Origin of the sequence: Kribbella sp. NPDC058245 (genome assembly GCF_042882005.1) — a bacterium.
In the GTDB taxonomy this organism is placed as follows: Bacteria; Actinomycetota; Actinomycetes; order Propionibacteriales; family Kribbellaceae; genus Kribbella.
This window is the reverse complement of record NZ_JBHVWY010000004.1, coordinates 209,076-233,950: the sequence shown is the minus strand read 5'-3', so window position 1 is coordinate 233,950 and position 24,875 is coordinate 209,076. Positions and strand designations below refer to the sequence as shown.

General features: G+C 66.0%; 24 protein-coding genes and 1 tRNA gene. 12 read left to right on the top strand and 13 right to left on the bottom strand.

From position 1 onward, the window contains the following. Nucleotides 1–34: 34 nt before the first annotated feature. Nucleotides 35–1,006, bottom strand: a complete 972-nt coding sequence (locus ACFVWG_RS10425; RefSeq protein ID WP_391542914.1) for a LysR family transcriptional regulator — start codon at nucleotides 1,004–1,006, stop codon at nucleotides 35–37. Nucleotides 1,007–1,183: 177 nt separating this feature from the next. Between ACFVWG_RS10425 and ACFVWG_RS10420 the strand changes: the two genes are divergently transcribed. Then, nucleotides 1,184–1,945: an alpha/beta fold hydrolase gene (locus ACFVWG_RS10420; protein ID WP_391542913.1), complete on the top strand. Its 762-nt coding sequence runs from the start codon at nucleotides 1,184–1,186 to the stop codon at nucleotides 1,943–1,945. A gap of 373 nt (nucleotides 1,946–2,318) precedes the next feature. On the opposite strand, the gene ACFVWG_RS10415 is transcribed toward ACFVWG_RS10420, so the two are convergent. The 3 genes from ACFVWG_RS10415 to ACFVWG_RS10405 form a co-directional block, all read right to left on the bottom strand. Further along, nucleotides 2,319–3,029 carry a YdcF family protein gene (locus tag ACFVWG_RS10415; RefSeq protein WP_391542912.1) on the bottom strand — a complete coding sequence of 237 codons (711 nt, stop codon included), beginning with the start codon at nucleotides 3,027–3,029 and terminating at the stop codon, nucleotides 2,319–2,321. Between the two features lie 3 nt (nucleotides 3,030–3,032). Beyond that, on the bottom strand, nucleotides 3,033–4,166 hold the full coding sequence (dnaN, locus tag ACFVWG_RS10410; protein WP_391542911.1) for a DNA polymerase III subunit beta: 1,134 nt from the start codon (nucleotides 4,164–4,166) through the stop codon (nucleotides 3,033–3,035). Between the two features lie 88 nt (nucleotides 4,167–4,254). Continuing rightward, on the bottom strand, nucleotides 4,255–5,226 hold the full coding sequence (locus ACFVWG_RS10405) for an NAD(P)-dependent alcohol dehydrogenase (protein WP_391542910.1): 972 nt from the start codon (nucleotides 5,224–5,226) through the stop codon (nucleotides 4,255–4,257). A 64-nt stretch (nucleotides 5,227–5,290) separates the two neighbouring features. Here ACFVWG_RS10405 and ACFVWG_RS10400 point away from each other — a divergent pair, with 64 nt between their 5' ends. Then, nucleotides 5,291–5,932, top strand: a complete 642-nt coding sequence (locus ACFVWG_RS10400; RefSeq protein WP_391542909.1) for a TetR/AcrR family transcriptional regulator C-terminal domain-containing protein — start codon at nucleotides 5,291–5,293, stop codon at nucleotides 5,930–5,932. On the opposite strand, the gene ACFVWG_RS10395 is transcribed toward ACFVWG_RS10400, so the two are convergent. After that, entirely contained in the window at nucleotides 5,919–6,494 is a 576-nt protein-coding gene (locus tag ACFVWG_RS10395) for an AAA family ATPase (protein WP_391542908.1), read from the bottom strand. The two genes, ACFVWG_RS10400 and ACFVWG_RS10395, sit on opposite strands and share 14 nt — an antisense overlap. Nucleotides 6,495–6,613: 119 nt before the next feature. Here ACFVWG_RS10395 and ACFVWG_RS10390 point away from each other — a divergent pair, with 119 nt between their 5' ends. From ACFVWG_RS10390 to ACFVWG_RS10380, 3 genes are read left to right on the top strand one after another with little or no spacing between them, the layout of a single operon-like run. Next, nucleotides 6,614–7,243, top strand: a complete 630-nt coding sequence (locus tag ACFVWG_RS10390) for a class I SAM-dependent methyltransferase family protein (RefSeq protein WP_391542907.1) — start codon at nucleotides 6,614–6,616, stop codon at nucleotides 7,241–7,243. A 41-nt stretch (nucleotides 7,244–7,284) separates the two neighbouring features. Further along, nucleotides 7,285–8,439 carry an FAD-dependent oxidoreductase gene (locus ACFVWG_RS10385; RefSeq protein WP_391542906.1) on the top strand — a complete coding sequence of 385 codons (1,155 nt, stop codon included), beginning with the start codon at nucleotides 7,285–7,287 and terminating at the stop codon, nucleotides 8,437–8,439. 25 nt (nucleotides 8,440–8,464) lie between these two features. Beyond that, nucleotides 8,465–9,127 carry a TetR/AcrR family transcriptional regulator gene (locus tag ACFVWG_RS10380; protein ID WP_391542905.1) on the top strand — a complete coding sequence of 221 codons (663 nt, stop codon included), beginning with the start codon at nucleotides 8,465–8,467 and terminating at the stop codon, nucleotides 9,125–9,127. Here ACFVWG_RS10380 and ACFVWG_RS10375 read toward each other — a convergent pair. Further along, nucleotides 9,114–9,704: a hypothetical protein gene (locus ACFVWG_RS10375; RefSeq protein WP_391542904.1), complete on the bottom strand. Its 591-nt coding sequence runs from the start codon at nucleotides 9,702–9,704 to the stop codon at nucleotides 9,114–9,116. The two genes, ACFVWG_RS10380 and ACFVWG_RS10375, sit on opposite strands and share 14 nt — an antisense overlap. A 113-nt stretch (nucleotides 9,705–9,817) precedes the next feature. Between ACFVWG_RS10375 and ACFVWG_RS10370 the strand changes: the two genes are divergently transcribed. Continuing rightward, nucleotides 9,818–10,336 (top strand): TetR/AcrR family transcriptional regulator, encoded by a 519-nt coding sequence (locus tag ACFVWG_RS10370; RefSeq protein ID WP_391542903.1) that lies wholly within the window; start codon nucleotides 9,818–9,820, stop codon nucleotides 10,334–10,336. A gap of 263 nt (nucleotides 10,337–10,599) precedes the next feature. After that, complete coding sequence (locus ACFVWG_RS10365; RefSeq protein ID WP_391542902.1) at nucleotides 10,600–13,497, top strand: BTAD domain-containing putative transcriptional regulator; 2,898 nt, start codon at nucleotides 10,600–10,602, stop codon at nucleotides 13,495–13,497. 16 nt (nucleotides 13,498–13,513) lie between these two features. On the opposite strand, the gene ACFVWG_RS10360 is transcribed toward ACFVWG_RS10365, so the two are convergent. Beyond that, nucleotides 13,514–13,966, bottom strand: coding sequence for a hypothetical protein (locus tag ACFVWG_RS10360; RefSeq protein WP_391542901.1), 453 nt, complete (start codon nucleotides 13,964–13,966; stop codon nucleotides 13,514–13,516). A gap of 112 nt (nucleotides 13,967–14,078) precedes the next feature. Between ACFVWG_RS10360 and ACFVWG_RS10355 the strand changes: the two genes are divergently transcribed. Beyond that, complete coding sequence (locus ACFVWG_RS10355; protein WP_391542900.1) at nucleotides 14,079–14,672, top strand: helix-turn-helix domain-containing protein; 594 nt, start codon at nucleotides 14,079–14,081, stop codon at nucleotides 14,670–14,672. Nucleotides 14,673–14,844: 172 nt separating this feature from the next. Here ACFVWG_RS10355 and ACFVWG_RS10350 read toward each other — a convergent pair whose 3' ends face one another. From ACFVWG_RS10350 to tgmA, 4 genes are all read right to left on the bottom strand, one after another. Beyond that, nucleotides 14,845–15,477 (bottom strand): hypothetical protein, encoded by a 633-nt coding sequence (locus ACFVWG_RS10350; RefSeq protein WP_391542899.1) that lies wholly within the window; start codon nucleotides 15,475–15,477, stop codon nucleotides 14,845–14,847. A gap of 1,061 nt (nucleotides 15,478–16,538) precedes the next feature. Next, nucleotides 16,539–17,750 (bottom strand): ATP-grasp peptide maturase system methyltransferase, encoded by a 1,212-nt coding sequence (gene tgmC, locus ACFVWG_RS10345; RefSeq protein ID WP_391542898.1) that lies wholly within the window; start codon nucleotides 17,748–17,750, stop codon nucleotides 16,539–16,541. Further along, nucleotides 17,747–18,682 carry an ATP-grasp ribosomal peptide maturase gene (gene tgmB / locus ACFVWG_RS10340; protein ID WP_391542897.1) on the bottom strand — a complete coding sequence of 312 codons (936 nt, stop codon included), beginning with the start codon at nucleotides 18,680–18,682 and terminating at the stop codon, nucleotides 17,747–17,749. Before tgmB ends, tgmC begins: the two co-directional genes overlap by 4 nt. A gap of 29 nt (nucleotides 18,683–18,711) precedes the next feature. After that, a complete protein-coding gene (tgmA, locus tag ACFVWG_RS10335; RefSeq protein WP_391543266.1) occupies nucleotides 18,712–19,023 on the bottom strand; it encodes a putative ATP-grasp-modified RiPP in 312 nt (103 codons plus the stop codon). Nucleotides 19,024–19,813: 790 nt separating this feature from the next. Here tgmA and ACFVWG_RS10330 point away from each other — a divergent pair. Both ACFVWG_RS10330 and ACFVWG_RS10325 read left to right on the top strand, forming a co-directional pair. Continuing rightward, nucleotides 19,814–20,956 (top strand): hypothetical protein, encoded by a 1,143-nt coding sequence (locus ACFVWG_RS10330; RefSeq protein ID WP_391542896.1) that lies wholly within the window; start codon nucleotides 19,814–19,816, stop codon nucleotides 20,954–20,956. Between the two features lie 21 nt (nucleotides 20,957–20,977). After that, nucleotides 20,978–21,904, top strand: coding sequence for an inositol monophosphatase family protein (locus ACFVWG_RS10325; protein ID WP_391542895.1), 927 nt, complete (start codon nucleotides 20,978–20,980; stop codon nucleotides 21,902–21,904). 75 nt (nucleotides 21,905–21,979) lie between these two features. Here ACFVWG_RS10325 and ACFVWG_RS10320 read toward each other — a convergent pair whose 3' ends face one another. Then, a complete protein-coding gene (locus ACFVWG_RS10320; protein ID WP_391542893.1) occupies nucleotides 21,980–22,300 on the bottom strand; it encodes a hypothetical protein in 321 nt (106 codons plus the stop codon). A gap of 437 nt (nucleotides 22,301–22,737) precedes the next feature. Between ACFVWG_RS10320 and ACFVWG_RS10315 the strand changes: the two genes are divergently transcribed. After that, entirely contained in the window at nucleotides 22,738–22,872 is a 135-nt protein-coding gene (locus ACFVWG_RS10315) for a hypothetical protein (RefSeq protein ID WP_391542891.1), read from the top strand. Nucleotides 22,873–22,984: 112 nt separating this feature from the next. On the opposite strand, the gene ACFVWG_RS10310 is transcribed toward ACFVWG_RS10315, so the two are convergent. After that, nucleotides 22,985–23,058, bottom strand: a tRNA-Arg gene (locus tag ACFVWG_RS10310). Between the two features lie 146 nt (nucleotides 23,059–23,204). On the opposite strand from ACFVWG_RS10310, the gene ACFVWG_RS10305 reads away from it, so the two are divergent. Beyond that, on the top strand, nucleotides 23,205–24,791 hold the full coding sequence (locus tag ACFVWG_RS10305) for a PrsW family glutamic-type intramembrane protease (RefSeq protein ID WP_391542890.1): 1,587 nt from the start codon (nucleotides 23,205–23,207) through the stop codon (nucleotides 24,789–24,791). The last annotated feature ends 84 nt before the right edge of the window (nucleotides 24,792–24,875 follow it).

The window sequence follows — 24,875 nt, the reverse complement described above, 5'->3', positions numbered from 1 at the left end:
CTCCTTGTTCTGAAGGGATTCCACCGTCCCGCGGTCAGGTGCCGACGGTCAAAGACTTGCTCGTTATGTCGTGATAGGCAGTGCCCATCAAGTGCACGTCGAGTAGATCGTCGAGGGCTTTGTGCACGCCGGCCTGACGCGCGACGTCGAGCAAGGCGCGCGCGAGCACCGGCTCGGGACTGCGGGCCGCGATCACCAATCCGACTCGCGGTCCGTGCGCGGGACCCTTCAGCGGTACGACGCGCATCCCGTCCGGTACGCCGAACATGTGCAGCCAGGCATGTGAAATCACCGTCGACCAGTGGTTGCCGTGGAGATGACTGTAGAGACCGGAGACCGTGTCGCTCTCGATGGCCGGGGTGGCGACGGCGCCGTCATCGGTGAAGTAGCCGTTCATGATGCGGCGGTTGCGCATGTCTGGTGAGAGAAGGCAGAGCGGCAGTTCGGCGACCTCCGCCCAGGTTGCCATCGGCAACTCGGCCAGTGGTGAATGCTGCGGAGTGAGGAGCAGGTAGCGCTCTTCGTAGAGCGGCGTCTTGCGGACCTGGCCGAGGGTGTCGTCGTCGAGGTAGGTCATCGCGACGTCCAGGTCGAACTCGGCCAGCTTCTGCGTGATGTCACGCGACGACAGCGACTCGATCGTCACCCGTGCGTTCCCGTGCCGCTCGCAGAACGGTGTCGTGAGCAACGAAACCACCGGCATCGCGGTCGGGATCGCGCCGAGCCGGAGGGTGCCGGTCAGGCCGCCGCGCAGTACAGACAGCTCATGTTTGAGAGCGTCCTGCTCGGCCAGGATTCGCTGCGCCCACAGGAGTACGCGCTCGCCCTCTGGCGTCAGCCCTTCGAAGCGCCGCCCACGTCGCACGATCGGCACGTCGAGCTCCTGCTCGAGCTTGCGGATCGCGGCCGACAGGGAGGGCTGCGACACGAAGCAAGCGTTGGCGGCCCGGGCGAAGTGCTTCTCCCGCGCGAGGGCGACGAGGTACTCCAACTGCCTCAGCAGCATCGCGCATACCAGCTGTCTGTATACATAATCCAACTGTAGTTCTCGGAGCACCTTCCCGATAGGTCTCGCCTATCTGTGACCCAGGTCACAGGATGGTGGATGTCTGGTTCGGGGCCTGCCGATCGACGGTGAGGCAAGGGCAGGACTTCGTCGAGTTCGTCGAGAAGGAGCAGTGAGATGCAGAAGGTCGCGTCGCAGGACAGCACGGAGATCGCGTACGACGTGGTGGGTGAAGGGCCGGGCCTGATCCTGGTCGCCGGTGCCTTCACCGAGCGGGCGTCCATCACCCCGTACGTCGAGGCGCTGTCGACCGCCTTCACCGTGGTGAACTACGACCGGCGCGGGCGAGGCGACTCGGGCGACACGGCGCCGTACACGGTCGAACGGGAGTGGGAAGACCTGGCAGCGGTGCGGGCAGCGACCGGTGCGCGGTTCGCCTGTGGGTTCTCGTCCGGGGCAATGGTGTTGTTGCAGGCCGGGCTGCCGTTCGAGCGGATTGCGCTGATGGAACCGCCGTTCCGGACCGAGGGTGCACCGCCGGTGCCGGAACGATACGTCGAGCGGCTGCAGGAGTTCATCGGCAGCGGGAACCCCGGGGGAGCGGTTGAGCTGTTCATCGTCGAGGCCGTTGGCCAGCCGAAGGAAGCGGTTGACGAGATCCGGGGTACGCCGATGTGGGCGAGTCTCGAGGCCATGGCGCCGACGCTCGTCTATGACGCGCTGCAGTTGGGCGACAGCGCCGTACCGACGGATCTGCTCAAGTCGATCGAGACGCCAACGCTCGCGCTGTTCAGCAACGCCAGTCCGGACTGGTTGCAGGAGTCTGCCCGTCAGACCGCCGCTGCGCTGCCGCACGGAACGGTCGAAGGCCACGACGGCACCTTCCACACCCTCTCCCCAGAGACGCTCGCATCAGTGCTGGCCAGCTACCTCCTCTAGCCGAAGGCGGTTGCCGGGGCCGTGCACAGGAAGTGGTGGGCGTGAACAGGTCATATCTTGTTCAAGGCCACTGCGGGGTGTGCACGCCCCGGTATGTGGCTAGCCAACGCTCCTGGTTGGTCGGCCGAACGAGCCGGTATCGCCGAGGAATGCTTCCCAACACTCTGTCCCACGCCACCAGTTGTGGCCGGAGACAGAAAGTGGTGGCCGGAGCCCTTGGGTAACAGGTCTCCGGCAATCACGAGGTGTCTCGCGCCACCGCTGGCGGCGCGAGATCGACCACCTGTCGGCGCGAGATCGACCACCTGTCGGCGCGCGACCGGTCACCTGCCGGCGACGGTGCTTCCCCGACTGCGCCGGCGGCGGAATTCCGCTAGGCGCCGGGTGGGCGGACGAGGTGGGGATGGGCGGTCGCCAGTTGCTGGTACGCCGCCTCGACCGGTGCGGGGATGTCTACGTGGTCGATGTAGTTGTGGCCGCGGGGGCCGTACCCGTCGGGGTCGTCTCGGAGGCGGCGAATCTCGCCCAGGATGAGTGAGCGGAATCTGTCGCGGCTCCAGATCTCTGGGTGCTCCGGTCCGGCGCTCACGACGTCGGGACCGATCCAGGGGAGCACGGGTGCGTGGCTGAAGAGTCGAGTGCCGGGCAGGTCGGCGAAGGAGCGTTCGAAGCTGGCATGGGTACGGCGTTGCATGGTTGGGTCCTGGATCAGCACGAGCGCTGCTGGTTCGTCGATCAGCTGTCTCGTGAACGCTGCATTCTCACCACAGTTGGTGGATTGGTCCTCCACCTGCAGCGCCGCGGCCGGTACGTCGTACTGGGTGGTGAGGAGGTCGCGGAAGACGTGCGACTCGGCGCGGCCAGTTGCAACGGGCAGACCACGGCGGTGGACCGCCGCATCGAGGTGGCGGGTCGAGTGGCCGATGCCGCCGCTGATCAGGATCCGTGCTCTCGTGGCGTGATGGAGCTGAGCGGCGACCTCGACCGATTCGAGCACGGCCGATCCCATCAGCACGATCACGTCCACCTGATCGGGCAAGTCGTCGCGGCGGGCGAGGTAGTGGGCGATGGTCGTTTCAGGCACGCCTCACCCTGCCACGCGCATGGGGACCACGATGTACGCCGAGTCGCCGCTCGGGGTGTCGTCGGCGGATTGCAGGCCGACCACGTTGACCGGCTTGGTCGGTTGGGTGAAGGAGAAATGCGCCACTGGCGTGCCCAGTGAGCCGAGCGCGTCCAGCAGGTAGGCCGTGTTGAACCCGATCACGAGGGGCTCGCCCGTGAGGGTGCACTCGACCGGCTCCGAGGCCTCGGCCTCTTCGCCGCTGCCCGCACTGAGCGCCGCCGTCCCGTCGGCGAACGTGATCCGCACCGGTGACGTCCGCTCCGACACCAATGAGACCCGTTTGACCGCTTCGATCAGGCTCGCCGTCTGCAGCGTGACGGTCCGGGTGACCGCCTCCGGCGTCGGGATCAGCTTGCGCACCTTGGGGAACTCGGCGTCGATCAACCGGCTGGTGGCCCGCCGGCCGGCCCCCTCGAACCCGATCAACCCGTCCCCTGTACGAGTTGAACCGAGTGCGAGGGTGACCTCGTGGCCGGCCAGCGTCTTGGCCAGGTCGGCCAGCACCTTGGCCGGGACGAGTGCGTCCGCCGCGATCTCCGGATCCTCCGGCTCCCAGGCGAAGCTGCGGACCGCCAGCCGGTAGCGATCCGTGGCCAGCAACGTGATCACCGGCCCACGGATCTCCACCCGCACCCCCGTGAAGACCGGCAAGGTGTCGTCCCGCCCCGTGGCGCTCACCACCTGAGCGACCGACCGCGCGAACACCTCACCGCTCACCACCCCGCCGGCCGCCGGGAGCTCCGGCAACGGCGGGTATTCCTCCAGCGGCAGCGTCTGGAGCGCGAACCGGGCATGACCGCTGGACACGATGACCCGAGCCCCCTCCGAACTCAGATCGACCGTGTCCCGCGGCATGCTCCGGCAGATGCCGGCGAGTAGTCGCCCCGACACCAGGACCCGGCCGTCTTCCCCCACATCGGCCGGGATGCTGACCTGGGTCGAGCTCTCGTAGTCGAACCCCGACACCGTCAGCATTCCGTCGGCCGCCTCGACGGCCATCCCGGCAAGAATCGGCACACTCGGCCGGCTCGGTAGCCCTCTGGCCACCCAGCCGACCGCTTCAGCCAGCACCTCACGCCCGACTCGAACCTTCACGGTCACCCCTCCCGATCGCGAGGTTCAACCCAATCAGGCGCCACCGACAGTTTCCGTGCGCTCGCCCCCGGCGGCACGCAAACCCCTGTCAGGACACGCCGATCACCACTTTCCCGCGGGCATGACCGTCCATCAGGTACTGGATCGCCGCCACCGTTTCGGCGAGCGGGAACACCTGGTCGAGGGCCGGTACCACCTGGCCGGTCTCGATCAGTTCCGTCATCGCCTGCAGGTCGACGTGGTTCTCGGAGTTGATGAAGGAACGCAATCGCTGGCCGACGAATCTCGACAGCAGCATCGCCCGCAACTGGCGGTCGTTGCCCCCCAGCCAGCGACCGCCGGTCTCACCGCCGACGATGACGAGCGTCCCCTTCGGGGTCAGCGCCTTGCGCAGCCGGCTCAGCGACGCGTTCCCGTTGATGTCGATGATCACATCGAAAGGCCCGTACTGCGTGAAGTCGTCGGTGCGGTAGTCGAGCACGTGATGGGCACCGAGCCATTGGACGAGCTCAGCCTTGTCGGCGCTACAGACCCCGGTCACCTCGGCGCCGTACGTCTCCGCGACCTGCACTGCATAACTGCCCACGCCTCCGGACGCACCGAGGATCAACACCCGGTCGCCCACCTTCACCTCGGCCTGGTCGCGAACCGCCTGCAGCGCGGTCAAAGACGAGATCGGTACGGCGGCGGCCTGTTCGAAGGTCAGGTTCTTCGGCTTCGGTGCCAGCTTCTTCTCCAGCACCCGTGCATATTCGGCGAAGGCGCCGATCCCGATGCCGTACACCTCGTCGCCCGGCCGGAACCGGCTGACCCCGGCTCCGACCGAGCTGACCACACCGGCCAGGTCCATCCCGAGCACTGGGTTCTTCGGCGCCCGAACGCCGTACCCGGCGAACCGGACGGGATAGGGCAGTCCGGTCATGAGGTGCCAGACCCCCCGGTCGACCCCGGCCGCGCGGACCTCGACGAGGACTTCGTCCCCGGCCGGGACCGGTACGTCGATGTCGCGGAGCGCGAGCACACCGCTGTCGCCGTACCGGTCCTGTGTGATTGCGAGCATTCTCGTGTCCCCCCAAAAGATCATACTTACGGCGTAAGCTTACGACGTAAGTTAGAGTATGTCCATGACACCGCGGGGCGATCCACTGAACCGGGAGCGAGTGCTCCGCGCGGCGATCGCACTGGCCGACCGGGACGGGCTGGACGCGCTGAGCATGCGCAAGCTCGGGAACGAGCTCGGTATCGAGGCGATGTCGCTCTACAACCACGTGAAGAACAAGAACGATCTGCTCGACGCGATCGTCGATCTGGTGCTGACCGACATCGACGTGCCGCCGAGTGGGACGCCGTGGAAGGACGCGATGCGGCGCCGGTCGATCTCCGCTCACGCGGTGCTGGTGGCGCATCCGTGGGCGGCTCTGCAGATCATGTCCCGGTTCACGATCGGTCCGGGCATGACGAAGTACCTGGACTCGACGCTCGGGCGGCTGCTCGAGGGCGGCTTCACGGTCGAGGGTGCGCTGGATGCGTGGCACACGCTGGACAGTCACCTGTACGGATTCACCTTGCAGGAGGTGAATCTGCCGTTCTCGATCGATGCCGCGCCGGACGTGTCGGCTCAGGTGGTCGGTGGGCTGGACCCCGAGCAGTTCCCGCACGTCGTGCGGATCATGGCGCACGTGATGCAGTCCGGCCGGGTCGAGGACTTCGAGTTCGGCCTCGACCTCGTGCTGGACGGCCTGGAGGCCAAACTCAACGGAAGTTGATCGCTCGCAGCCGGCCCGCCTGCCGCCGGCTCAGGACGATCGCGGACCGCGCGCCCGGGACCACCTGGCCCGGGTCCTCGCTCGCCTTGGCCAGCAGTTGCGGCCAGCGACGGCAGTGCGTCTCCATGCTGCCGGTCCGTACGACGCGTCCGCGCGCCCACTGCCCGTCGCGCGCCACCTCGCCCGGTACGTCGATCAGGATCAGGTGCAACGGCAGTCCGGCGCGCTGAGCCCGCCAGCCGAGCAGACGCCGTACCCATGGCCGTGTAGCGCAGTCATGGATCACCAGCGGGCCGCTCTTCATCGCAGTGAGCACCTGTGCGTAGTAGGTCAGGTGCAGCAGCGGACGCCAGTAGGAGTAGGGCACAACGCCGAGCACTCGCATCCACCGCGCCCGTAGTCGCTCAGAGTCGAAGACCTGCACATCACCGTGGTCTGCGCCCTCCGGGTAGAGCCGACGCAGCAGTGTGCTCTTGCCAGCTCCCGGAATCCCAGCCAGTACGACGATTGCGTCGCCCGAGTACCGGATCTCCTCCTCGGCCCCGACGACCGCCAAGTTCATCGCTACCACGTCAGTGCCCTTCCCTAGCCCGCCAATACTCGTTAGACGAGCGGGTTCCGCGCTCTGCCCCATGGGTGCACTAAGAACTCCTTAGGAGTTCCCTGAGAGAGGACACGCAAGTGGACTGGTCCGCCTGGCACAACGACTACGACCGTCCCGGTACGCCGCTCGCCCGGCGACTGGCCGACGTACAGGGGCATCTCCGCACTGCACTGGCCGATGCGCCACCTGGTCCGCTGGACGTCATCAGTCTGTGTGCCGGGCAAGGGCGTGACTTGTTGGAGGTGCTTGCGGATCACCCACGCCGTACCGACGTACGGGCTCGGCTGGTGGAGCTGGACCCGCGCAACACCGCAGTCGCCTCGGCTGCAGTGGAGAGCCTTGGGCTCGATCAGGTCGAGGTGGTCACGGGCGATGCGTCGCTCACCGATCAGTACGTCGGTCTGGTCCCGGCGGACGTCGTACTGGCGTGTGGGATCTTCGGGAACATCTCTGACGCGGATGTCGAGCGGGCGATCTCCTTCTGCCCGCAGCTCTGCAAGCCGGGCGCTGTCCTGCTGTGGACGCGGCATCGCGAGGCGCCCGACCTTGCGCCGGCAATCTGCGAGTGGTTCGAGTCCGTCGGCTTCGAGCGGCTGTACCTGTCGGCTCCCGATGCGGGCTACGGCGTGGGCGTCCACCGTTATGTGGGGGCGGGGGAGCCGCTGCGGCCGGGCGAGCAGCTCTTCAGTTTCGGCTCAGCTCGGTAACGAACTTGTTCGTAACGAACATGTTCGTTACGGTTGGGGACATGACGACATCGACGCATTACCCCATCGCGATCATCGGCGCCGGGCTCGGCGGCCTGACGGCTGCGCGCGTTCTGCAGGTCAACGGAATCGAGGTGGCGCTGTTCGAGCTCGAGCCGTCCGCGGACACCCGGGTGCAGGGCGGCATGCTCGACATCCACGAGGAGAACGGGCAGCAGGCACTGCACGCGGCCGGTCTGTACGACGAGTTCCGCGCGATCATCCATGAGGGTGGCGAGGCGATGCGCCTGGTCGGCCCGGACGGCGTCGTCCACGTCGACCAGGAGGACGACGGCGGCGGCGGCCGGCCAGAGGTGGATCGCGGCGACCTGCGCAAGCTGCTGCTGAACTCGCTGGCCGAAGGTTCGATCAACTGGGGCAAGAAGGTCACCGGTGCGCGCTCGCTGGACGGCGGCCGGCACGAGGTCACCTTCGCGGACGGGTCCACCATCACGACCGATCTCCTGATCGGAGCCGACGGTGCCTGGTCACGCATCCGCCCGCTGCTGTCGGACGCCGTACCGACGTACACGGGGATCTCGTTCGTCGAGTCCGATCTGCTGGATCCCGACGTCCGGCACCCGAACCAGGCCGCGATCATCGGCAACGGGATGTTCATCTGCCTGGGCGACGAGCGTGGCTTCCTGGGGCATCGGGAGACCGACGGCAGCCTGCACATCTACACCGCGCTCAAGGTGGACGAGGGCCTGCTGGACACCATCGACTTCACCGACCAGGCGGCCGCGAAGGCTGCTGTCCTGAGCTATTTCGACGGCTGGGACAAGGACCTGCAGGCACTGGTCGCCGACGCCGACAGTCCGCTGGTCCCACGCCTCATCCACGCGCTGCCGGTAGGGCATCGCTGGGAACACACCCCCGGTGTGACGCTGCTGGGCGACGCGGCTCACCTGATGTCGCCGTTCGCCGGCGAGGGCGCCAACCTGGCGATGATCGACGGAGCCGAACTGGGCCTGGCAATCGCTGCGCACCGCGACGACACCGAGGCCGGACTGACGGCGTACGAGGAGGCTCTCCTCCCGCGCGGCGAGGCCAGCGCTGCTGACTCCGCCGAGGGGCTGGAGAACATGTTCGCCGTGGACGCTCTGGAGCGGATGGTCGAGTTCTTCGCCTCCATCCCGGACAGGCACGAGGGATGATGCCGGGCTGCAGTAGCGTGGTCCGATGCCTGGCTTGAGCCGGCGGGAGCGTCCCGCCAAACCTGCACTGACCCGTGAGGGCATCGTCGACGCGGCGGTGCGGTTGATGGACAGCGAAGGTCTGCAGCGCGTCACCATGCGGCGGCTCGCGCAGGAGCTCGACACCGGCGCCGCCTCGCTCTACGTGTACGTCTCCAACGCCTACGAACTGCACGCGGCGATCCTGGACCGGCTGCTGGCACAGGTCGATCTGGCACCGGAGTCCGATTGGCGCGAGGGCTTGCACCGGGTTCTCCGCAGCTACACCGACCTGCTGTTCGCGCATCCCAGCTTGGCGCGCTCCGCACTCAGCCTGCGCCCCAACGGGCCCAACTACCTGGCACTGGTCGACACCTTGCTCCGGCTGCTGGCGGCTGGTCGAGTACCAGCTGTGCAAGCGGCCTGGGGCGTGGACTACCTGCTCCAGACAGCTACGGCCACAGCTGCCGAACACGCCGTCGACACCAAGCGCGACTCCGAAGCCGAGTGGCAACAACTCAGTGACACCCTCGCGAGCGCGTCAGCCGACGACTACCCGCACCTTCACCAACAAGCGGCCGACCTGATCTCCGGTACGCCGTCGGAGCGCAGCCGCTGGGCCGTCGACATGCTCATCAACGGGATCATCGCCACCCCTACGCCCCACTAGCCAGCTCGACCAGCGGTTCCCGCGAACTCGACCAGAGCCACAGCGACAGCCAGCCGATCGCTACAGCGAGCAGCAAGAGGCCGGCTTGCAGGGCAATCTCCGGTACGGCGGCGCGAAGCGAGACCGGTACGGCGCCGACGGCGTACAGGAGCAGGGCCGGCCGCGGCGGTCCCTCCCGATGCCACAAGGAGGCTGCGAACAGCGCCGTACTGATCAGGAACAGGATCGAGCTCACCGTCAGTGCCACGCCCAGCGGACCCGCGCGAAGGGACGTGACGGTTGCATCGTCGACGCGGGGAAAGACGAGGTTCAGTACGAACTCCACGCCGACGAGCAGCGCGATGGCGGTGAAGTTGAGCCCGAAGGCCACGACCCCGAACATGCTGCTGCGTCGTCCGGCCCGGGCGAACAACGCGACCACCAGCCCGAGCGCCAGCACCTGAGCGAGCGGCGCCACCAGCTGGGTCGCCGCGCTGATCGGGATCACCTCCGCCCGCTTGGCCGTATTGACAAGCAGAACCACGCCGCTGGCAAGCCCCGCCACCGCCGCTGATCGGTACACCGTTGGCAACGTCATCACACGCCTCCTGGTTGATAACAGCCGTTATTGGATAACGGTTGTTATAGTGACCGCAGCGGTCGTCGGCCACAAGGGCCGTGACCCAGCTGTGTCCTGCGGAGTGGAATCAGATGGCCCGCCGTACCGATCAACCCGATATCCGGGAACGCCTGCTCTCCGGCGCCGCCGACGTCCTGGCCGCGGACGGCGTCGAGGGTTTGACCGTCCGCCGCGTGGTGGAGGCGGCCGGCCGATCGACGATGTGCGTCTACACCAAGTTCGGCAGCCGCGGCGGCCTGATGAGCGCCGTCTACGAGCAAGCCGCCACCAGCCTGTACGCCGTCCTCGACCGCGCACGCCCGGTCGACGGGAGCACGACCCTCGGCCTGGCATCGGCGTACCGGCGCTTTGCCCTCGCCAACCCCGGCGCCTACGCCCTGCTGTTCGACCAGCCGCTGGCGGCGCTGGACGTCGACGAAACCCTTCGCGCCGACGCCATCACCCGGATCGCGACCTACTTCACTTCAGCCGGCGAAGCCAAGCCTCTCCGGCTCTGGGCCATCATGCACGGCCTGCTAACCCTCGAGCGCTCCCTGCCCAGCCCGCCCACCGGCGCCTGGAAGGACTTCTACCTGCACGCTCTCACCTGACGGACGCGGCGCCCGGCCGCCAGCCAACGGCTTTGGGGTCAATCCCAGGCCTCGGTCACTCGGCCGGTTGGCCGACGAAGTGCCACGACTGCTTGCCGTCGGTTCGACATGAAAATCCAACTCCTGTCACCACGATTTCGGGCATTGGGGTGGTGCTGCTGACGATGGCGGGGCGGTCGTGTGAATTGCTTGCAGGTTTCTGCACTACGCTGCTCAGGACCTCTCACCGTGTCGTTAGCGACCGTTGCGTCAGGGGGCTGGGTGTGACGGCTGAAATACGTCTGCTGGGTGAAGTGGACGCGCTGGTCGACGGGCGGTCGGTCGACCTGGGACCGCCGATGCAGCGGTGCATGCTGGCGGCACTGGCCGTCGAGGCCGACCGAGTGGTGCCCGTGGATCGGTTGGTCGCGCGGGTCTGGGGTGCGGAAGCGCCGCCAAGCGCGCGGGCGACGCTGCACAGCTACATCTCGCGGCTACGGGGCGCCTTGTCGGGCGCGGCCGGCGTGTCCATCGTGCGACGCTCAGGCGGCTACGTACTGGTCACGGCCGCAGCCCAGCCGGTGGTCGATCTGCACCGATTCCGTGCCCTGATTGCGCGCGCCCGTGAAGACGACGTACAGGCCGTGCGATGGCTGACTGAGGCTTTGGGCTGGTGGCGTGGAGATGCGCTGACCGGTTTGAACGGCAGATGGGCCGAGACGGAACGCGACCAGCTGGGGCAGGAGCGGCTGGCGGCACAGCATGATCTGGTCGACGCCCGGCTCCGGTCAGGCCACGGCGAAGAGCTGCTCGCCGAGTTGTCTCCGCGCGCCGGCGAGCACCCGTCGGACGAGCGGGTGGCGGGCCAGTACATGCTGGCGCTGTACCAAGCAGGACGAGCCGCAGAGGCGCTGCGGCACTACCAGCAGGTCCGTACGTGGCTGATCGAAGAGCTGGGCGCCGATCCTGGCGCCGAGCTCCAGGAGCTGCATCAGCAGATCCTCGCCGCCAACCTCCCTCGCGCCGCTGCGCCTGCCACCGACCCGGGGGAGAGCCCAGCTGTCGTGGCGCCGCGCAATTGTCTTCCTCGTGATCTTCCGGACTTCACCGGGCGGGACAGCGAACTCGCGCGGCTGGCGGCATCCGCCGATGACCGGGCCACCGTCTATACGGTCGACGGGATGGGAGGGGTCGGCAAGACCGCCTTCGCCGTCCACGCCGGCCATCTGCTGGCCGATCGGTTTCCGGACGGTGCGCTCTTTGTCGACCTGCAAGGCCACAGCGAGGGAAAGCTGCCGCTGACCGCAGACGAGGCTCTCGACGTTCTGCTGGGGCAGCTCGCCATCACGGTGACCGGTGACGCCAAGGCGCAGTGGCGGGCAAAGACTGCGGCACTGCGGCTCCTGGTCATCTTCGACAACGCCGTGGACGAGTCGCAGGTGGCCCCGCTGCTGCCCGCCGGTCCCAGCCTCGTGATCGTGACGAGTCGAGCCAGGTTGCCGAACCTCGCCGGCGCACGGCCGCTGTCCCTGGTCGTTCTGCCGGAAGAGGAGGCGACGGCGTTCTTCGCTCGTCAGGTGGGCGCCGACAGGGTGGCCGCTGAGCCCGAGGCGGTGGCACACATCGTCCGCATCTGCGCGGGTCTGCCGCTCGCGCTGCGGCTGTCCGGAGCGCGGCTTGCGCATCGCACTGCCTGGCCGGTCGCGCATCTTTCCGCGCAGCTGGCTAGTGCGCGCGGGCGGTTGCCGCAGCTGTTCGCCGACCGCGAGGTCGCCCTGGCGTTCCGGATGTCCCATGAGCACCTGCCGGCCGCCGACCAGCAGGTCTTCTACGCGCTGGCCCGGCACCCCGGTGCCGATGCGGACGCCGCAGTCATCGCCGCCATGACCGACCTGCCGTTGGGACGGGCTGACGACGCCCTGCAGCGGCTGGTCGATGTCCATCTGGCCGAGGAACCCGTGCCCGGCCGATACCGCCAGCATGACCTGCTGAGGCAGTACGCCCGCGGTCTGTCTGACGACCCCCAGATGACCGAAAAGATGCTCGATCATTACCTGACAGCCATCACGGAGGCGACCGCCCGCCAGGAGGGCAGCGGACCGGAGGCCGAGGCGGCGCGCGCTTGGCTGATTGCGGAGCGCGGCAACCTACTGGCCGCGACGCGCTGTGCCGCGGCTGAGGGCTACAGCAACAACGCGTGGCGGCTGGCCATCTCTTTCTGGCATCTCCTGGGGCGCAACGTCGCCGATGACCCGATCGAGATGCTCGAGCAGGGTCTGGCCGCGGCGAAGGAAACGGGCGCGGGGGATGCGGGGCTGGTGAGCACTCTGCTGGCGCTGGCCCACTGGTCAGCCGGCCACACCTCGCGTGCCTACGATCTGCTGACCGCCTCGGCGAAGGAGCAGAAGAACACCGAGTCCCACGCGCACACACTCGCCTTGCTCGGCCTGATGAACCTGCAACGTGGTGCGCACGCGCAGGCGGCACACCATGCGCAGACGGCGTTCGACGAGCTGACCGAACTCGAGCGGCTGTCCCCGCTCGGCATCGACGCCCAGGTCATCACCTTCTGGACGCGCGGCGTCGTACGCGGGCTGAACGGAGAGCACGAGGCCGCGCTCAGCTATCTGCGAACGGCCTACACCGACTGCGAAACCCTCGGCCAGGTCAGCCCCAACGACCACGTTCTGACCGCGCTGGCCCGTTGCCTCATCGCGCTCGGCGCGACCGACGAAGCCCTTGGCCACCTCCACCAGGCTCGCGACCTGCGGCACCGGATCGGTGACAAAGAAGGCGAAGCCGAAACACTGATTCTCATCGGAACAGCACACCGCTCGTCAGGACATTCCCAGGACGCCCTGGGACCACTACGCGCCGCTGTGCCCATGCTCGACGACGACGCCCGGCTCCAAGCCCACGCCCGGATCGAACTCGGCCGGACCCTTGCCGCGCTGGGAAGCAGAGCCGAGGCGATCGAGCAGTACGAGCTCGCCCTCGGCAGCGCAGTTCAGGGGGATCACCTCCATGAACAAGCCCAGGCCCACCATGAACTCGCCCAGATGCTCGGTGAAGACGATCCCGACACTGCCCGGAAACACCAGCGGGCGGCCGCCGAAATCTCAACCCTGCTCGACCTGCGACACCCCGAGTCGCTACCTCATCTACGCCCCGCCGGCTGGTGACCCCGCCGTCCGGCTGTCAGTGCCAGGCGTTTCCTGTTGTTCGGACGTAGTGGTTCCAGACGTATCGCCAGGGGACGACCGCGATGATGACGACATCGAAGGAGCATTTGAACAGGATCTCGCTGGTAGCGGCGTTCATGTCGTTGGCGACCAGGTGCGGAACGGTGACCGCGGCGACCCAGATGACCTTCCAGATCACCTCGAACAGCAGGATCGGCAGCATCCGGACGGGGTAGCGGAGCCCGAGGAAGGCCAAGAGCGACATCGCCGTCAGCAGGCACGTGACGACGCCTTCCATCACCGGCAGGGAATCGACGTCGCGGATGAGGATCGGCCACTTGACGATGGCCAGTCCCACTCCCATGAAGGCGTATCCGAAGCGCATGACGTTCAGCCGGCGGGTGGACAGGTCGTCTACCTCGACGGCCCGGGGCGCGGTGCGAATGGTGGTGCCGTCCGGTGTGGTCATGGTGAGCACCCTGATTTCCTCATCGCTCTTGTGGTGTGACTCATGACCCAAGGCTGGAGGCGCGTGGGCTGTTTGCCTACGAAGGTTGCCGTTTGTGGGAAATGGGCGTCAGATGAGCCACGTGGAGGACGCCTCAGCGGTGGAGATCGCCGCAGTGCTCGGCCGGGTCGGTGCCCGGCTCAAGCGACTCCGCACACTGCGCCGGATGACTCTGGTCGATGTAGCGGCGGCGACCGGCATCTCGAAGAGCACGATGTCGCGGCTCGAGACCGGGCGGCGGCGTCCGACGCTGGAGCTGCTGCTCGCGTTGTCGCATGCCTACCGGCTGCCGCTGGACGACCTTGTCGCGGCGCCGGCGGAAGGTGATCCGCGGATCTGGCTGAAGCCCGATCGCGTCAAGGGCAGAACAGCCATCCCGCTGACCCGGCAGCCCGATGGCGCCCAAGCCTGGAAGATCGTCATCCCCGCCGGCAACGCCACCCCGGAGCCACGGGCGCACGACGGCCATGAATGGATCTACGTCCTCTCCGGCCGCATGCGTCTCGTTCTCGGCGACCAGGACTGGGTGCTGGTGTCAGGCGAGATCGCCGAATTCAGCACGCGGACACCCCACTGGTTCGGCAGCACCGGCAGCGAGCCCGCCGAGATCCTCAGCATCTTCAACCGCCCCGGCGAACGAATGACGACGCGCACCACAACTCGGTAGATCGAGGCGAGCGTCGCGGCACGATCTCGCGTCGAGATCGTTGACGGCCTGGTCAGTACGGCGCCGCGGCAGCGATGGGCTCGTGCGCGGCCAAGGCGCCGACCACGGCACCTCCTCAGCCGTGGCCGACCCAGATCGCGCTCGCGCCGCGGCGGTGATCGTTAAGAGTGGCTCAACATCCGACTGCGGCCGATCGGATGAGACGGCGTGGATCTCCTGGATCGGCTCCCGGCGGCCAGCCTGTGGTCGACCAGAATGTGTAGTCGACGTCGTCGTGGGTGCCCGCCAGATAGGCCGCCCACGCTTTGTCCATGACGACAGCATAGATGTCGAAATGGTGATTCACTGAAGCGTTTGCGTTATCCGAATCTCCAAGATTCACAGTCGCGCGCCATTCTCCGTTGGAGCCGAGCTTTACCGACTGCTCGAAGTAAATGCGCGTGTCGTCGTCTTCTCGGGTAGCAACGACGAGTGCCTTGTCGGCCGGCAACTTCCGTACTGTGCCCCTGACTTCTGTGCACAGTTGCGCGCTCTGATTCTCCTCAGGCGAGACGATCGCTCTCTCGACCGGCGGGGTCGGCGTCGGAGTGGGCGTCACAGGCACGCTCACAGTCGTCGTTGCCATGCCGCCACCAGCCTGCGACTGATCACCAGTTGATACGTGAACCGCCCCGCTGAGGATCGTGCCCACGACGCCGATGACCGCAACGGCCACCGCGCCGGCGAAGGCGATCCACGCTCCCTTTACGCCAGCTTTCGGGTCTTCCCTTTCTCCTTGATCTGGATCGTTGTTGTTGTTCGTCATTTATTCCCCCCTTGCGAAGGCTAGAGCTTCTGCCATGTCGGCACGGGGGTCAAGTGGTACACGTGAAAAAAGCAATCCGGATTGTCGTCACGGAGTGATTCCCGTGGCGCGCGCCGCTATTTCGTCGGGGTTGCCCCGTAGAGCGGCAGGCACTATGTGGCCAGGTGCCAAGGACACGGTCGCCGAGTACCGGAACCGGGTGTGGGCGCTGGCCGGAGGCGTTCCAGACGAGAACCAGGGCGCACGCCTGGTGAGACGTGCGCCCTGGCCAGAGGGGCGCGCCAGGCAGGACTCGCACCTGCGACCAACGGATTAGAAGGCCGCCGCACCCGGTAGACGACGGCCACTTACGCCTTGGGAGCCAACAGGAGTTCGGCCTCCTTCGAGCTCCAACAACACTGTTACTCGCCAGTTCGTTCCAAAACATGTTCCAGCAGTCGCCTGCCAGCGCGCAGAGCCGAGCTAGACGCGGCAGGTTCCCTCTAGGCGGCACTCCGGCTGAGGCCGTGACGAGACGCCGAGGCTAGCAGGCTTCAGCGTCTCGAAACGAGGGAGCCAGCCTCCTGCTTTAAGGCGCGGTCCGAAGGATCACCATCACTGCGGCTGGTCGGCGAGGATGTGGGCGCGGGCGAGAGACCCGAGGTACTGGCCTCGGTCCCGATGGGAATCCGCTGGCAGATGGTCGATTGCACCTTTGGAGCCCTCGACGGACGGAGACGCCCGCCCCAGTTCGAGCGCGCATCTTGCACGCGCGATTCGTACGTCGAGGTCCGGCTCGCAGTACCGATCGGCAGGGGGGCGCCGTCGCTGATGTCGCCCCCGTAGCGGCAAGCGCGCCGCATGAGTACGAACGGAGGCATGCGATTGTCTCCTCCGCCATGCGCCCAGCTGATGATCACCGCCGGTCGCCGTGCCAGCGATCAGGCTCTGGACCTGTTGGCTGTGGTGTGTGAATTTCAGCCTGAACCCGGCTAGCCCACCGGCTGCTCTCTTAACGACTGACCGGTCGGGCCGAGTCGCGCGATTGGCGGATGGTGGCTCGACCGGTCTGCCTGGAGCGACTATTGCGACAGGTTCCAGGACAGTGGGCCCTGAGGGTCGCCGAACCAGATCGTTTGTTCCTCTGGCGTCACGGTGATGCGGAACTGGTCGAGTGAGGGTGAACCGGCTGCGCGCCATTGGCTGATGGCCGATTCGACTGAGTCCCACAGGTTGGCCGGTCCTCCCTGCCGGACCGTAGGTGGTTCCTCTGATTCCTGCTCGAGGATGGCGACTGACCGTTGGTCCAGGTCGACCAGGTGATCGAACACTGGGCCGTCGTCTAGTCCGTAGGTGACCAACTGGGCGTCAGGGACAGCGAGTTGCGCGATGAACAGGGAGGTCCATCCCTCCCATGGGTCCAGGATCTCGGAGCCCGCAGCGGTCGGGCGCTCGGTTGTTGGGAGGTTGTCGATCCATGCGTGAAAGTCATCTCCGAGCGGCGGGGCAGCGTGTGGCCGGGCTGGCATGAAGGAGTCGGTGGTCCCAAGGAAAGCACCCTCCGCGGTACCTTCCCCGGTGACTTCGAGGCGGACCAGTCCGGATGAGGCGTGGAGCCAGCCCAGCATCGTTGTGAGGATCAGTCCGCCCGGGCGAGTCTGGGCGACCCACGCGGCTGGAATGTGACGAACCGAGCATGTGGCGATCACCCGGTCGTACAAAGCCCCGGCTGGGTTCCCGAGCAGTCCGTCGCCGGTGATGAGGTCAGGCGAGTATCCAGCCTCAGCCAGTGCCTTCCTGGCACGGGCGGCGACTGCCGGATCTACCTCGACTGACGTTACGAGCTGTGGCCCGAGCCGCGCGGACAGCAGGCCCGTGGAGTAGCCGGTGCCGGTCCCGATTTCGAGGACCCGGCTGCTGTCTTCGACCTGGAGCTCTTCCAGCATCCGCACCACCAGGCCCGGCAGAGTCGAGGACGAAGTCGGAGCACCCGTGACTGGCATGTCCGTGTCGAATGCGGTGATGCCGTGGTTGAGCTGGGTAACCCAAGTCTCGTCGGTGTAGGTCAGCTCCAACCGTTCTGTCACGCCGACTAGCTCTGGGGTGATCGGCCGCCACATCGTCTCGCGGGCGCCATCGATGCGCTCGAAGAACCCAGGGATGAAGACTTCCCTGGGTACAGCCTCGATCGCGGTCCGCCAGGGAGTCGTGCGCAGATCGCCCGATTTCGCGAGTGCATCGGCTAGTCGCAGGCGTAGGGGTGTTGTCGGGCTTTCGCCCGCTTCGACGGTCATCGTGTACCTCGGTCCAGTAGGTCAGCGAGGGCGGAGGTCATCGGTAGGCCGGTCTCGTCTTCCAGCCAGCCCCACTGGCCGTTCGGGTTGCATTCCAAGAAGACTGGCGCCCCTTCGCGAGGCACGGCGAAGTCGAAGCAGCCGAAGACAAGATCGAATCGCTTCATGTAGGCGCGCATGCCGTCGATGAGTCCTGCCGGTGGCTCGACCACCGAATAGGACAGCTGGTCGTAGTCATATCGCCAGTCCAGGAGGTCGGGGTTCTCAGTAAGGATTTTGACGCAGAACACCTGGTCGCCCATCACAGTGACACGGAGGTCCGCGACCTTGTCGCAGCGGGCTTGGAACAGGTGCATGGTTCCAGCGATCGACTCGTCCAGTTCTGTCGGTGAGACCTCCTTGACCCAGATGCTCGCGGGCTCGCCGTCGAGATCGTGCATGCCGATGTAGAGCGGCTTGTAGATGATCCTTCCGACGCCTCGTGCGAAGGCCAGCGCTTCTGCTGGATCGTTGGTGATGATCGTTGGCGGCACCCTGAGGCCGGCCGCGGCAGCTGCCGAAAGTTGGACGGGCTTGTACTCGGCGTCGGCGATTGCGTTCGGATGATTGACATACAGGCAACCAGGCAGGTCCGCGAGAAGTCCGCCTAGCCCGAAACGCGCCTGCGCAGCAGCGAAGCGGGCAGCCTGAGGATCCAGGCGAGAGAAGTCGAAGTCATTCGGGCGGCGAAAGTAGAGGGACCGCACAGCCGTCAGATCGGCAAGGCGAGAAGGTGTCCGCAGCCAGCCACGCCATCCCCGCAAGCCGTTGATGTCAGCCGAGATGCCCAGACTGGTCGGGAAGTCGGAGGAGTCGAAGCGGACCACCGGCACGTCGCGTTCGTTCAGTTCCTCGATCACCAGGTCAGCGGTTGGATCGTCAACCTCGGTCATGACCAAGACTGGCCGAGCATCGGTCGCCATCAGTCGATCCGGGTGTCTTGCTTATGATCTGTATCCGGCCGTGGGCCAGATCCGTCCGACTTGTTACTGGTCTTCGTGCTTCTTTCGGTACCCACGCGAGATTTGCTGTGCTTGCCTGGCGCCATGACGACCGTGCCGTTAGGCAGCTCGTACAGGCCCCGCTGGGTGGCCGGGTCGATGCCAGCCGGGTTTTCCTCAACAATCCCGATCGATCCATAAGGCTCCAGCCGTCGCAACCCCCAAGGACTCGGCGAACTCGTTCCGACCCGAGCGGACGGGCTGACGGGGAATCGATCTGCATACCTGTACATCTTCATGCCTCCTAGGTAGTTGGAAGACCCGCGGGCTGCCCTGCGCCGAAGGCATCCAGCGCAGGGCAGCCGGGGTCGCACCGAGGCTCGCGTCCAACCTCGGGTGAACGGCTGGCGCAGACCGGACTCGTCTCTCAGTCCGCGCCAGCCGGTCTCTTGGTGCTCGGTCGAGCGCTCCAAAGGGGACAGAGAAGGCTCGACCGAGCTGGACGATCGACAGCGATCGGTCCAGGCGGCCTTACAGCCGCGGGCGAATCTGTGGGTCTAGAGGATTGACTCGCGTGGTGCGAATTTCGCGCCCAGCAAGACCGGCGATTCTCAGCTCCAAGACGTGGTAATACTGCTCAGCCAAGTCCGGCGGACCGATGTGCTCTTCGATCAAGTGCTCACCGAGCCACAACTGAACGCCTCCATTTGGCGGCTTCCTCACTCATCGATCCGAGCTGGAAGCGGTTCATTGGTGACTCGTAGGCACTGAAAACGACGCCGCATGGCGTCCGCGTAGCGATCAGCGACCGTTGGTTCGTTGATGAACTCGGCGATCGGGTGTTCACCGAACCAGACCTGTACTCGACGTCTCTGGGGCACCACATCCAGTGTCATGCGCTTCCTCCCCTGCGATACGACTGCTCACTCGATGCAACCACCGTGACACCCGCAGTAGCCCGGTGACACCTCGTAAACGGAGCGATCACAGGCGGATTCCTGGGCATGTTCGACCTAGTTGCCCATTGAGATGGGTAGAGTTGTCGAACAGGGCCGCTCAAAGGTTGAAAGGTCAGCGAGTTCTATGAGTCCGTCGAGGTCGTCACAAGCGTCCGCCCAGAGCCCGCAGAAGCGCGGTCGCGAGCTTGCGTCTCAAGGCAAGAAGCTGTGGGCAGAGAAGGGCTCAGTCAAGGGTGCGGCGCTGGAGTTGATGGCCCAACATCCCGAGGTTCCTAGTCTTCAGGCATATCGTTACGCCGCCGGATTGTCGCAGGACCAGGCGGCGGCTCGCTACAACGAAGTGGCCGGGAATCAGACCAGTCTTGGCGGGACATCCATCAATGCATGGGAGTCCTGGGCGCGGCGGCGCGGCACCGGGTCGCCGCCGTCTATCTCTAGTCTGCTGATCCTGTGCTCGGCCTATGGCCGTGGCCCGATGGGTGTGACCGACGAGGAGATCACGCCGGCAGACCTGATTGCAGAGTCGTACGAGCGGCTTCCGATAGAAGATCAGCTTGCGCTTAAGTCTTACAAGAAGCCTGCCGAACCCGCTCGCGCGGTGAACGGACTGACGCCCGAGAAGCCGCGAGGCGGTGGTATCCCTCGCCAGGACTCGAAGGATGGCCAGGTCGGTACCGAATTCATTCTCTCGGCTCCAACAATTGAATACGGCAACTCGGAGCTCGACGTCCTTACTCTGCCAAACCCCAATCCTGGGCGCTTGCTCGATCTCACCTGGACGACTTTCGGCTACGGCGTAGAGCGGCTATCCAGGCAGATAAAGAACCTTGGTAAGCGGTTGGATGTCGACGCATGCTTCGGCATTAACGAGGCCGGGCTGGTCATGGCCACCTTCCTCTCCTCGTCAAGGTTTTCGCGTTGCCCCATCGGGTACCTGAGGTGCAACAAAGTCCGCGACGGGATTGAGCTGGATGTGGCGTCACACTTCCCTGATGCTAAGGAAGCGCCGACGATCGTCATCTGCGACTTTGAGGTCAAGCATGCGGATGTGATTGGCTACATCGCACGCGAGTTGCGCACCCGCTACCCGAAGGCAGAGCTCTACTTCGCTGTGTTTGGAGCGATGACGAAGGGCTCGACGTTAGAGGTAGAGAGCTTTGACGACCTGACTGGTGCCCAGATCATGCGGGCCGCGGACTTCGACGCCGTGTTCATCGCGGCGACAATGAGTCCGCCAGGAATTGAGCCTCCACTAGAGCTTCGATGATCGAGACAAAGGTGAGTGAACGTGTCGACGAGTGAGATTCCCGAGCTGGCGCAGAACGTCGTCAGTATGGTCCGCTCTATGCTCGATGATCTACGGCCAAAGCTTTTAGATGCGGCGCTAACGGGTCGGCGCGCCGAGAATGAGAACCATCGTCACGAGGACAATTTCCTGTCCGATTATGACCTTCTGATGCATGACCTCTATAAGCAGCGATTCGCCGAATTTGTGCCCTCATTCATCTACGCCTCCGAGGAGTCGGACCCACAGGTCGTTGGCTCCGACGAGAAGCCGGACCTCTGCGTCCTTGTGGATCCCCTGGACACGAGTGAGCTTGCGGTGCGCGCACTGCAGGGATACACCCACATCATGGTCTACTCGACATCGTTGAAGCGGCCCGTGATCTCGGTCATCGGCGATATCTTCCATCACGTCCAGCTCTACGTCGCTGCACTCGGGGAAGATGGGGTCGACCGCGCCTTCGCTGTCACGCGGTCTGATGAGTGGCACCCGCTGACGCGCCGCCCGCGTGTGCCTATGTCAGAGGCGTTGGTGACTAATTACCTGATGCGTCCGGAGGAGAGGTTCCTGCCCCTCGCTCGGCAAGAAGGCTTCCTCAAGGCGCTCGGCGAAGAGGGCCCAGGTGGTAAGCGCAAGGGCCGCATCGGCGTAGGTCATGGTTCGGTCTGCTTATGTCATGTCGCCGCGGGTTTCACCGACGCCACTATCGAGATCCAGAAGGGTTTCGCGGCATGGGACTTCTTGCCAGGACACTACGTCCTGCACGCCGCAGGTGGGACCGCCATCGATCTCGAAGGCAACCCGATCGATCTGGACTATGGGTTCAACAGCCTTAGCGAGATCGGCCGAGCCATGGACGGCAAGCAAATGTTCGTTGCTGCCAGCGATGCCGCACTCGCCGAAGAGATCCGCAAGACCTTCGATTTCTAGGCTGCCCTCGCAGTCGAGCAGCCGTAGAGTCCGCAACGCAAAAGATGCCCCCAGCCTGACATGGCTGGGGGCATCTCATCTATGCAACGAGCGACTCGACGAAATTGCCACCGTTGAGGTGGGCAACGATCTTGCCGACACCCGTGTAGAGACGTACGCAGATTCTTGGCGATCTCGGTCTCGGTCCAGTCCATCCCGTACCGGTGCCCCGACGAGGAGGGGTATCACGCTGGTCTTGGCGCGTTCGGCGAGCAGCTTGTACTCGTCGTCGGCGTTCTTGGGCATGTAGGGGTTGTCCTGGATGCCCTCGACGTAGCCGTCGAAGCGGCGCAGCAGGGGCCGGTCGTTGTGGAGGATGGCGAGCAGTTCAACTGCTCTGGCCTTGAGATCAGCCACGCGGCATCACCGTCCTTACATGAAGAGACACCGAAGTTTGTTGACGCGGCGCCGGGCGTTGAGAAGGTGCCGGCGCATCAGCAGGTCGCCGTCGTAGCGCAGCTTCGCGTCCCAGCTCGTGCGCAACAGACGCTCGTGCGCGAGGGGTCACTCGCTTCAGGGAGGAGCGCGTCGAACGAGATCGCGTCGCGGCCCTCGGTCTTGATGCTGAGCTGTTCGCCGTAGTCGGCGGCCCTGCCGGAGATGTAGGACTCCCACAACGCGACGTGCCCGGCGAGATTTCGAAGTTCGGCAAGACCAAGGCGATCGCCGTCGAGCGGGTTGAGGGAGCGCTCAAGGACGAGCCGAGCCTGAATTCAGCATGGAGGGCCTCAGGCCGTCCATGCCGTTCGTAGAGGCTGGTGAGCTCTGGCTGGAGCAGATCAAGCGTCCCGGGCATGGCAGGCAGCAGCATCGACGACTACGAGCGCGCGTTCAACAACCACGTGAATGGCGAGAAGTCCACAGTCCGCGGACTCCGACCCAGGCGCCGCCGAACTGCTCTGGTAGGTCGCCGCCTCGTGGCTGACTGAATAACCATCCATCGCCGGACTGCAGGCGGGGCTGTTAGCAGGTCATCACCGGTAACTCGGCCGCCTGACGGAACCTCTGGCTGACAAACGTGCAGGTCAGTGAGGGGTTTTGCGCGCCAGGCAGGACTCGAACCTGCGACCAACGGATTAGAAGTCCGACGCTCTATCCAGCTGAGCTACTGGCGCATGCCAGGAAGAGTCTGTCAGATGGGCGGGTGATCGCGCTGCCGGGTTACTCGGTGTGGCGTGGAAGTACAGGGTTGTCGTTCCATCACGGTAACGCCGCGTGGGCGGTTCTGCCGTCGGGTCGGTGATCCAACTAGGCTGCGGGCATGAGTTACCCCTCACCTGGCCCGGCCGGGTCGCCGCAGCCCGCGGCGGCGACGGCGTACCCGCCCGGCGGACAGTACCCGCAGCCGAATGTGCTCGGGAACCATCCGGTGCCCGGGCAGCGGCGCAACCGCGGTCTGCTGATCGGCATCGTGGTCGTGGTGCTGATGGCGATCGCCGGGCTGGCGATCTTCGCGATCGTGGCGGATTCGACCGGGGCCGGCGGCTTCACCTGGGGGATGGCGTTCGCGATGGTGCCGGTCATCCCGGTGATCGCGCTGTACCTCTGGCTGGACCGTTACGAACCGGAGCCGACCAAGTACATTCTGTTCGCGCTCTGCTGGGGCGCGTTCATCGCGACGCTGGTCGCGATCTTCATCAACACCGAGGTCGCCAAGCAGTTGGCCGAGACCGGCGCCGGTGGCGACCGGTCGGCCATCTTCGTCGCGCCGCCGGTGGAGGAGTTCGCCAAGGGGTCCGTCATCCTGCTGCTGGCGCTGGTGCGCCGCAAGGAGTTCGACGGGATCATCGACGGCCTCGTGTACGCCGGGATGGTCGGTGTCGGCTTCGCCTTCACCGAGAACATCCTCTACTACGGCCGCATCTTCAGTGAGCTGTCGCACGAGGCCGGGAGCGACGCGGGTCTGCGCGGTGTGCTTGTCCTCTTCATCCTGCGCGGCGTGATGTCGCCGTTCGCGCATCCACTCTTCACCTCCTTTACTGCGATCGGAATCGGCATCGCAGTCCGGCATCGCAGTACGGCGGTGCGCTACCTGGCTCCGGTGGTCGGCTATCTGGCGGCGGTGCTCGCGCACGCGGCCTGGAACGCCTCCGCGAGCTGGGCCGAGGGCACCGGCTTCCTGGTGGCCTACTTCCTGCTGATGGTGCCGATCTTCGTCGGCATGGTCGTGTTCGCGTTGGTGCTGCGGTCACGCGAAGGCAAGATGATCGCCTCGCGGCTCTACGACTACGTGCGGTTCGGCTGGCTGGTCGCTCCAGAAGTGCCCCTGATCGCGACCATGCGCGGGCGCAAGGCGCTCCGCCAGAACGCACGCCGGTACGGCGGTCAGGCCGAGGCGGCCGCGAAGGCGTTCCAGCAGAACGCGACCGACCTGGCCTACCTGCGGGACAAGATCGTCCGCCAGGTGATCGGGCCGGAGGCTCTGCAGGACGAGAAGCGACTGCTCGACGAGCTGCGCGCCCGACGGGCCAGCGTCCCGTTCCCGCCGATGCCGGCCTTCCCGCAGGCGATGCCTCCGGGCGGACCGGGGATGCCGGGACCGGGCGGTCCTGGGGTCCAGGACGGTCCGGGTGGGCACGGCGGGCCTCAGCCGGGCCCCGGTGGTTACGGACCGCCGCAGCCCGGTCCTGGAGGCTACGGTCCGCCTCAGCCGGGGGCTGGTGGGCAGGGCGAGTGGCCGGGAGCCGGCGTACCGGGTGCGCCTGGAGCCGGTGGTTACGGAGCGCCTCAGCCGGGGTATCCCTCGGGGCAACCCGGTTACCCAGCGGGCCAGCCCGGTTACCCATCGGGACCCCCTGGTTCGCAAGGATCGCCGGGAGGATACGGTCCGTATCCACCATCGCAGTGACTGCCGCCCGTCCACGCCGCCAAACGGGGATGACGATGACTTTGCTTCTGTGCTGTCCGACCGGGCACTCTGTGCTCGTGGACG

What these genes read in the sequence shown, in the direction of transcription:
- ACFVWG_RS10385 (WP_391542906.1), top strand. Translation starts at nt 7,285, where the DNA reads ATGACGACATCGACGCATTACCCCATCGCGATCATCGGCGCCGGGCTC.
- ACFVWG_RS10395 (WP_391542908.1), bottom strand. Translation starts at nt 6,494, where the DNA reads ATGAACTTGGCGGTCGTCGGGGCCGAGGAGGAGATCCGGTACTCGGGC.
- ACFVWG_RS10315 (WP_391542891.1), top strand. Translation starts at nt 22,738, where the DNA reads ATGGCAGGCAGCAGCATCGACGACTACGAGCGCGCGTTCAACAACCAC.
- tgmA (WP_391543266.1), bottom strand. Translation starts at nt 19,023, where the DNA reads ATGTACAGGTATGCAGATCGATTCCCCGTCAGCCCGTCCGCTCGGGTC.
- ACFVWG_RS10370 (WP_391542903.1), top strand. Translation starts at nt 9,818, where the DNA reads ATGGCCCGCCGTACCGATCAACCCGATATCCGGGAACGCCTGCTCTCC.
- ACFVWG_RS10375 (WP_391542904.1), bottom strand. Translation starts at nt 9,704, where the DNA reads ATGACGTTGCCAACGGTGTACCGATCAGCGGCGGTGGCGGGGCTTGCC.
- ACFVWG_RS10420 (WP_391542913.1), top strand. Translation starts at nt 1,184, where the DNA reads ATGCAGAAGGTCGCGTCGCAGGACAGCACGGAGATCGCGTACGACGTG.
- ACFVWG_RS10425 (WP_391542914.1), bottom strand. Translation starts at nt 1,006, where the DNA reads ATGCTGCTGAGGCAGTTGGAGTACCTCGTCGCCCTCGCGCGGGAGAAG.
- tgmC (WP_391542898.1), bottom strand. Translation starts at nt 17,750, where the DNA reads ATGACCGTCGAAGCGGGCGAAAGCCCGACAACACCCCTACGCCTGCGA.
- ACFVWG_RS10360 (WP_391542901.1), bottom strand. Translation starts at nt 13,966, where the DNA reads ATGACCACACCGGACGGCACCACCATTCGCACCGCGCCCCGGGCCGTC.
- ACFVWG_RS10405 (WP_391542910.1), bottom strand. Translation starts at nt 5,226, where the DNA reads ATGCTCGCAATCACACAGGACCGGTACGGCGACAGCGGTGTGCTCGCG.
- ACFVWG_RS10330 (WP_391542896.1), top strand. Translation starts at nt 19,814, where the DNA reads ATGAGTCCGTCGAGGTCGTCACAAGCGTCCGCCCAGAGCCCGCAGAAG.
- ACFVWG_RS10355 (WP_391542900.1), top strand. Translation starts at nt 14,079, where the DNA reads ATGAGCCACGTGGAGGACGCCTCAGCGGTGGAGATCGCCGCAGTGCTC.
- ACFVWG_RS10305 (WP_391542890.1), top strand. Translation starts at nt 23,205, where the DNA reads ATGAGTTACCCCTCACCTGGCCCGGCCGGGTCGCCGCAGCCCGCGGCG.
- ACFVWG_RS10380 (WP_391542905.1), top strand. Translation starts at nt 8,465, where the DNA reads ATGCCTGGCTTGAGCCGGCGGGAGCGTCCCGCCAAACCTGCACTGACC.
- tgmB (WP_391542897.1), bottom strand. Translation starts at nt 18,682, where the DNA reads ATGACCGAGGTTGACGATCCAACCGCTGACCTGGTGATCGAGGAACTG.
- ACFVWG_RS10350 (WP_391542899.1), bottom strand. Translation starts at nt 15,477, where the DNA reads ATGACGAACAACAACAACGATCCAGATCAAGGAGAAAGGGAAGACCCG.
- ACFVWG_RS10400 (WP_391542909.1), top strand. Translation starts at nt 5,291, where the DNA reads ATGACACCGCGGGGCGATCCACTGAACCGGGAGCGAGTGCTCCGCGCG.